Origin of the sequence: Micromonospora sp. NPDC051925 (assembly GCF_044548625.1) — a bacterium.
In the GTDB taxonomy this organism is placed as follows: Bacteria; Actinomycetota; Actinomycetes; order Mycobacteriales; family Micromonosporaceae; genus Micromonospora.
The window spans coordinates 304,041-311,207 of sequence record NZ_JBIUCH010000006.1 but is presented as its reverse complement, the minus strand read 5'-3'; the positions used below and the strand labels follow the sequence as shown (position 1 = coordinate 311,207).

Annotated in this window: 5 protein-coding genes and 1 pseudogene; 4 read left to right on the top strand and 2 right to left on the bottom strand. The window is 70.6% G+C overall.

Features of this window, described 5'->3' with window-relative positions; genetic code table 11:
• The first annotated feature begins 137 nt into the window (after window positions 1-137).
• Window positions 138-1,244, top strand: a pseudogene (locus ACIG87_RS10820) (IS630 family transposase).
• 154 nt (window positions 1,245-1,398) lie between these two features.
• On the opposite strand, the gene ACIG87_RS10815 reads toward ACIG87_RS10820, so the two are convergent.
• Together ACIG87_RS10815 and ACIG87_RS10810 are read right to left on the bottom strand one after the other, a co-directional pair.
• Entirely contained in the window at window positions 1,399-3,213 is a 1,815-nt protein-coding gene (locus ACIG87_RS10815; RefSeq protein ID WP_396850119.1) for a sensor histidine kinase, read from the bottom strand.
• Between the two features lie 11 nt (window positions 3,214-3,224).
• Window positions 3,225-3,932, bottom strand: coding sequence for a response regulator (locus tag ACIG87_RS10810; protein WP_396850118.1), 708 nt, complete (start codon window positions 3,930-3,932; stop codon window positions 3,225-3,227).
• A 90-nt stretch (window positions 3,933-4,022) separates the two neighbouring features.
• On the opposite strand from ACIG87_RS10810, the gene ACIG87_RS10805 reads away from it, so the two are divergent.
• Genes ACIG87_RS10805 through ACIG87_RS10795 form a run of 3 tightly spaced genes read left to right on the top strand, consistent with a single transcriptional unit; the run spans window position 4,023 to window position 7,137 of the window.
• Entirely contained in the window at window positions 4,023-5,204 is a 1,182-nt protein-coding gene (locus ACIG87_RS10805) for an efflux RND transporter periplasmic adaptor subunit (RefSeq protein WP_396850116.1), read from the top strand.
• A gap of 35 nt (window positions 5,205-5,239) precedes the next feature.
• A complete protein-coding gene (locus tag ACIG87_RS10800) occupies window positions 5,240-5,923 on the top strand; it encodes an ABC transporter ATP-binding protein (protein ID WP_396850149.1) in 684 nt (227 codons plus the stop codon).
• The gene (locus ACIG87_RS10795) at window positions 5,920-7,137 is read left to right on the top strand and encodes an ABC transporter permease (protein ID WP_396850114.1); all 1,218 of its coding nucleotides are present in this window, start codon (window positions 5,920-5,922) and stop codon (window positions 7,135-7,137) included. The genes ACIG87_RS10800 and ACIG87_RS10795 overlap by 4 nt, the downstream gene beginning before the upstream one ends.
• Window positions 7,138-7,167: the final 30 nt, after the last annotated feature.

The following is a 7,167-nucleotide window of genomic DNA, read 5'->3' as shown; positions in this document are numbered from 1 at the left end:
CCGCCGCCACCAGCACAAAGGCCATAGGCGGCACGAAGAAAACGAAGGCTTCGCATAACCCGAGGCCACGACGGACGGGTTAAAGATCAAGCTAGTGTCTGTTTCGCAAATAGCTAGCCGTTTAGTAGACTCTGGGCGTGACACGTGCTGCCGCGCCGTTGGTGCTCGAAACAGGTCAGCGGGAACTGCTGGAGTCTCTTGCCGGGTCGCGTACGGTCGAGCATCGGCTGGTGTGGCGGGCGCAGGTGCTGCTGCGCGCCGCGGACGGGGTGTCCAACGCCGATAATGCGGTGATGGCCGGGGTGACCCGGATGACGGTTCGGGCGTGGCGGGCCGAGTTCGCCGAGCGCGGGCTTGCCGATCTGGGCAAGGTGGCCGCTGGTCGGGGCCGTAAGCCGTCGATCCCGCAAGCGGTGATCGACCAGATCGTGGAGTTGACGCTGCGCTCGAAGCCGGAGGGGGCCACGCACTGGTCGTGCCGGTCGATGGCGGCGAAGGTCGGTGTGAGTCCGGCGACGGTGTAGCGGGTCTGGGACGCGCGTGGGCTCAAGCCGCACCTGGTGGAGACGTTCAAGCTGTCCAACGACAAGCGGTTCGAGGAGAAGCTCGTCGACGTCGTCGGGTTGTACCTGAACCCGCCGGACAAGGCCGTCGTGTTGTGCATGGACGAGAAGTCGCAGATCCAGGCCCTCGACCGCACGCAGCCGAGCCTGCCGCTCAAACCCGGCCGGGCCGGCACGATGACCCACGACTACAAGCGGCACGGCACCACCACCTTGTTCGCCGCGTTGGACGTGCTGACGGGCAAGGTGATCGGCAAGTGCTTCGCCCGGCACCGCCACGACGAGTTCCTGCGGTTCCTACGCACGATCGACACCACGGTGCCCCGCAACCTGCAGATCCACATGATCGCCGACAACAACTACGGCACCCACACCCACCCCAACGTCAAGGCGTGGCTGGCCAAGCATCCCCGCTTCCACCTGCACTTCACCCCGACCAGCTCATCCTGGCTGAACATGGTCGAGCGCTGGTTCGCCGCACTGACCGACAAGATGATCCGCCGCGGCGTGTTCCACAGCGTGGACGACCTCATCACCGCGATCGAGGAGTACCTACGCGTGCACAACGACGACCCGAAACCATTCGTGTGGACCGCCACCGCCGAATCGATACTCGCCAAAGTCCGACGTGGCGAGTCGCCCTCCAGCAAACGGCTACTCAAAACTGAGACGGAACAGTAGGTACCACCGGATCGCCAGGACAATCACCTCGGACGGGAACCGGAACCCGACGAACGCCGACGGCGGCGGGGACCAGGACCGGACACGGGACGACGACCTCACCGGGCAAGGAGACGCTTCGACACACGCTGATCTGTCAGGAGTCCCGTTCCCGTTACCCAGCAGGGGTTGACCCACCCGCCACGCCCCTGGGCAGTCGGACGGTGAACAGGCTGCCGTCACCGGGGACGCTCTGCACAGTCAGGGTGCCGCCGTGTGCCTCGACCAGGTGCTGGGTGATCGCCAGACCCAGACCGCTGCCGCCGGTGGCCCGGTTGCGTGACTCGTCCGCCCGCCAGAACCTGTCGAAGATCTTCGACAGGTTCTCGGCCGCGATGCCCACGCCGGTGTCCCGTACGGTGATCGTGGTGTCGTGGGCACCGACGGTGACCGACCCACCGGATGGGGTGTAGCGGATCGCGTTGGAAACCAGGTTGCCGACAATCTGGCGGAGTCGCACCGCGTCGGCCGGCAGCACCGGGTCGTCGCGGATCTGCATGCTCAGCTCGATGCCGGCCGCCTGCGCCGTGCCCCGGTGGCTGTCCACCACCTGGGTGAGCACGTCGCGTACGTACGTCGGCTCGGGATGGATCCGCAGCGTGCCCGCGTCCGCGGCGGCCAGGTCGGTCAGGTCGTCGAGGATGTGCTGGAGCAGCACCGCCTCCTCGTGCAGCAGGCCGAGCAACTGGGCGTCGGTCGGGGCGAGATCGTCCTGGGCCGCCTCCAGCCAGCTACGGATGTTGGTCAGTGGGGTGCGCAGCTCGTGCGCCACGTCGCTGACCATGGCCCGCCGCTGGGCCTCCGCCCGGTCCCGGCGCTGGATCGAGTCGTTGAGGGCACGGGCCAGCCGGCCGATCTCGTCCGGAGCGGACACCGGGGCGGGGCTCTGCCGGTCGACGGCGTCGGTGAGCGCCCGCAACGGGCGGACCAGCCGGCGACCCACCAACACCGTGACCATGATGGTGGCGACCAGCACCGCGCCGGTCACCGTGACGATACGGGCCGTGTTCTCACCGGACAGGGTGAAGGTGGTCTGGTCGGTGCCGGCGTCCGGGGCGGTGATGAACAGCAGCACGGCCGGGGCCACGTACGGCTGCAGCAGGGTCCGTCGTGACTTCTCCACGCAGCCGTTGATCCGGGCCGAGACGGCCACTCCCACGTCAGCCCGAAGGGCGTCCTCCGGGACGGGCCGGCTGGTCCGTTCCCCGTCGACCACGGCGACCACGTACGCCGAGAAGTCGGGTAGGACCTCCAGGTGCTGTCGGTTCTCGTCCAGGTCGAGGCAGCGGGCCGCCATCCGACCCAGCGAGCGCAACGTCTCCGCCTCGGAACGGGTGGTCGTCTCACGGGACTCCGCACCACAGGCCTGCACCATTCCGCTCGGGTCCGGCGTGTTCAGAACCACCTCGGATCGACCGTTGGGCTGCTCCTCGATCCTTGCGTCGAACCCGGACGCCCGTACGCAGGACAGTTTCTTGTCGGCCAGGGCGCGCAACTCGGCGCGTTCGGCCTGGGTCAGTCGGAACGGGCCGACCGCCCGGCGGTCGATGCGGTCGGTGCCACCGGTGAGGCCGAGATCCAGGTTCAACGGGTCCACCACGGCGGCCGGCCGGGCGGTACGCAGCGACGGGCCGGACGACGTGTCGGCGATGACCGTCCGGTCCTCGGTGGTCAGGGTGATCCGGCGGTCCAGCTCGGCGGCGCGTCGTTCGATCACCGGCCGCACGTCGGACCAGTCCGGGTGGCTGGCGGCGTAGCTGACCAGCAGGTCGTACACGCTGGTGTTCTCGGCGAGCGAGCGGCCCTGTTCCTGGCTGATCGCCCGGGTCGCGGTCCGGGTGGCCAGCCACGCGGTGGCGACGATGGCGGCGACCACGATCAGCACGGAGGTGACCAGTAGCCGGGTCACCAGACTGTGCCGGATCGGCACCCGCCGGCTACTCACTGCGGTGTCGCCGCGACCGTGGTCAGCTTGTAGCCGACGCCGAACACGGTGACCAACCATGCGGGGCGCTGCGGATCGCGTTCGATCTTGCGCCGCAGGTTCATCAGGTGCACGTCGATGGTCCGCGCGGTCGAGTTCCGGTCGATGCCGTGGGTGTGGTGCAGCAGCTGGGCCCGGGTGAAGACCCGGTTCGGTTGCTCCGCCATGGCCGCCAGGATGGCGAACTCACCCCGGGTGCAGGCGACCCGGACGCCGTCCACGGTCACCTGGTGCGCAGCCGTGTCGATCTCGATCGGACCGATCCGCCGCAACCCGGCCCCGGCCGCCACGGGTGCGCCCCGACCCGCCCGCCGCAACAGGGTACGGACCCGGGCCATCAGCTCCCGTGGACTGTACGGCTTGGTCAGGTAGTCGTCGGCGCCGAGTTCCAGTCCGGTCAGCAGATCGCCCTCGCTGGTGCGGGCGGTCAGCATCAGCACCAACACGTCGGACTCCCGGCGCAGGGTCTGGCACACCTGCAGGCCGTCCAGCTCCGGCATCATCACATCCAGCACCAGCAGGTCGGGCCGGAGCCGCCGAGCCGTGTCCAGCGCCGCCCGGCCGTCGTGCACCACCACGGCACCGTGGCCCTCGGCGGTCAGATACCGGCGTACCACCTCGGCCTGACGGGGATCGTCGTCGGCGACCAGAACCTGCGCGCACATGGCGGCGATGATAGGTGTCGAATCCCGCCGACAGGGATTCGGAAGCGATACCTGACAGGTTCCTAACGGCTGCTGGACACCCTCGTCGGCATGCATCCGAAGCATGACGACCCGACCGAGATCATCCCGCGTGTTCCCGACCCACCGGGGCGGCGGCGCGTCACGGTCCGCTGGCTCGCCGTGGGGCTGGTGACGGCGGGACTGGCGGTCGGGACCGCGATCGCGGTGACCCGGCACCGGGCCGCCGAGCCGCAGCCGCAGCAGACGGCCGCCGTGGCGACCGCACCGGTCGAGCGTCGGGATCTCTCCACCACCAAGACGCTGCCCGGCACCATCGGATTCGGCACGGCCCGGCCGCTGTCCGGGCACCTGGCGGCGACGGTGACCTGGTTGCCGCAGGCCGGCGTCACGATCAAGCGGGGTGGTCAACTGTTCCGGGCCGACGACCGCCCGGTCGTGCTCTTCTACGGCAGTATGCCGATGTACCGCGACATCACCGGACTGAATCTGGTCGGCCGGGACGTACGGATCGTCGCGGAGAACCTCAGCGCGCTCGGCTACCCGACCGGGCGGCAGCCGTCGCCCGGCGAACGGGTGACGTCGTCGCCGACTCAGGGCACCACCGCCGGCGCACCTCAGCGGCTACGCAGCGGCGAGGGCGTTCTCACCGCAGCCCTGATCACGGCGATCAAGCGGTGGCAGACCGACCTCGGGGTGCCCGCGACCGGCACGATTGCGGTGGGGCACGTCGAGGTCTCCAGTGGGGCGGTCCGGGTGGACTCGATCACCGGGCAGCCCGGCGGCCCGGCGAACGCGCCACTGCTGACGGTGACCTCCGTCCGCAAGGTGATCACGGTCGAGGCCCAACCCGCCGAGGCCGCCGCGATCAAGCGAGGCGACAAGGTCACGGTCACACTGCCCGACGACCGCAAAGTTCCCGCCCGTGTCCTCTCCGTTGGCCGAGAACTCGTCGCCGCCGAGGCCGGCCCCGCCAGCGGCCCACAGCTACTGACCGTGACGGTCGCCGTCGACAAGGCGCAGACCATCGCCGACATCGACTCCGGCGAGGTGCAGGTGCACTTCGCCGGGCGTACCGCCGCTGGCGTGCTGGTCGCGCCGGTCGAGGCGCTGGTGGCGCTGCGCGAGGGCGGCTACGCGGTCCAGACGCCCAGCGGACTGGTCGCGGTGCGCACCGGCATGTTCGCCGACGGCTGGGTCGAGATCACCGGCGACGGGCTGACCGAGGGCGTCGAGCTGGTGGTGCCCGCGTGAGGGACCGGCCCGTGCTCTCGGTCCGCGACGCGTCCATGGTCTATCCGGGTGGGGTCACCGCGTTGGCCGGGGTGAGCCTGGATGTCGCCGCCGGGGAACTGGTGGCCATCGTCGGACCGTCCGGGTCGGGCAAGTCGACCCTGCTCAACATCATCGGTACGCTGGACCGCCCCACCTCGGGAACCGTCCATATCGCCGGTCAGGACGTCGCGACGCTGGCCGACCGGCGGCTGTCGGCGCTGCGGGCCCGGGAGATCGGCTTCGTCTTCCAGCAGTTCCACCTCGCCGACGGTCTGAGCGCGCTCGACAATGTCGCCGCCGGCCTGCTCTACGCCGGGGTACCACGTCGGCAGCGGCGGGATCACGCCATGCGGGCCCTGGCCCGGGTCGGCCTGGCGCACCGCACCGGGCACCGCCCACGGCAGCTCTCCGGTGGCGAGAAGCAGCGCGTCGCGATCGCCCGCGCCCTGGCCAACCGCCCTTCGCTGGTCCTGGCCGACGAACCCACCGGCGCGCTGGACACCGCCACCGGGCAGTCCGTGCTGCGGCTGCTGCGCCGGCTCAACGAGGAAGGCACCACCATCGTGCTGATCACCCACGACCGCGACATCGCCGCGGCCCTGCCCCGGCGGGTCGAGATCCGCGACGGGCGACTGGTTCGCGACGAGGCCGGACCAGCTACCTGGCCACCGGCCCACGCCATGGCGGCGGACCGGTGACCGGGCGGATCGACGGGGCACCACGGCCGGTCCGCCTGGCCGTGCCGGACCTGCTCGCGCTCGGGTTGACGGGCCTGCGGACCCGTCCTTTGCGGGCGGTGCTGTCGGCGCTAGGCATCGCGATCGGCATCGCCACGATGATCGTGGTGACCGGCATCCCGGCGTCCAGCCAGGCCGCGCTGCTGGCGGAGTTGACCGCGCTCGGCACGAACACCCTTCAGGCGATGGCCGCGCCGGACCGCGATCCACCGACCCGGCTGCCGGAATCGGCAGTGGGGATGGTCCAGCGCATCGGGCCGGTCACGGCGGTCAGCGCGGTCGGCAACACCCACACCGTGGTACGCCGGAACGACCGCCTCGACCCCCGGGACGGCGCCGGCCTCACCGTACTCGCCAGCCGCCTGGACCTGCTGCCCACGATCAACGCCCGGATCCGGGCCGGCAGTTGGCTGAACCCGGCCACGGCGAACTTTCCCACCGTCGTGCTCGGTTCGGTCGCCGCCACCCGGCTCGGCATCGTCGACCTGCCCACCGGGCAGCCCGCGCCGCAGGTGATGATCGCCGACCGGCGGTTCACCGTGGTCGGCGTCCTGGCCGAGACTCCGCTGTCACCGGACATCGACCGGTCGGTGCTGATCGGATGGGAGGCGGCCCGCAGCGAGTTGCGCTTCGACGGTCACCCGACGGTGATCTACGTGCGCTGCGAGGAGTCACAGCTGGAGGTGGTCCGGGGGGTACTGGCAGCAACGATCTCACCGGAGCGACCCGGCCAGGTGGTGGTGAGCCGTCCCTCGGACGCGTTGGCCGCCAAGCGGGCCACCGCGGGCAGCTTCTCCGTGCTCTTCCTGGCCCTGGCCGGAGTCGCCCTGCTCGTCGGTGGGATCGGGGTGGCCAACACGATGGTCGTCTCGGTCCTGGAACGGCGTGCCGAGATCGGCCTGCGGCGGGCGCTCGGTGCGACCCGGGGACAGATCCGAGGTCAGTTCCTGACCGAGTCGGTGGTGCTGGCGGCGCTCGGCGGACTGGTCGGCACGGCGTTGGGTCTGCTCACCACCGTCGGGTACGCGACCTGGCAGGGCTGGCCGCTGGTGGTACCGGGCGAATCGGCGACCCTCGGGGTGGGCGGGGCCGTCGTGATCGGAGTGCTCGCCGGTGTCTACCCGTGTGTCCGCGCGGCTCGCCTACCCCCGACGCAGGCCCTCGCCGCCGGCTGAGCTGACCAGCGGCGACGAAGCCGGCCCCGC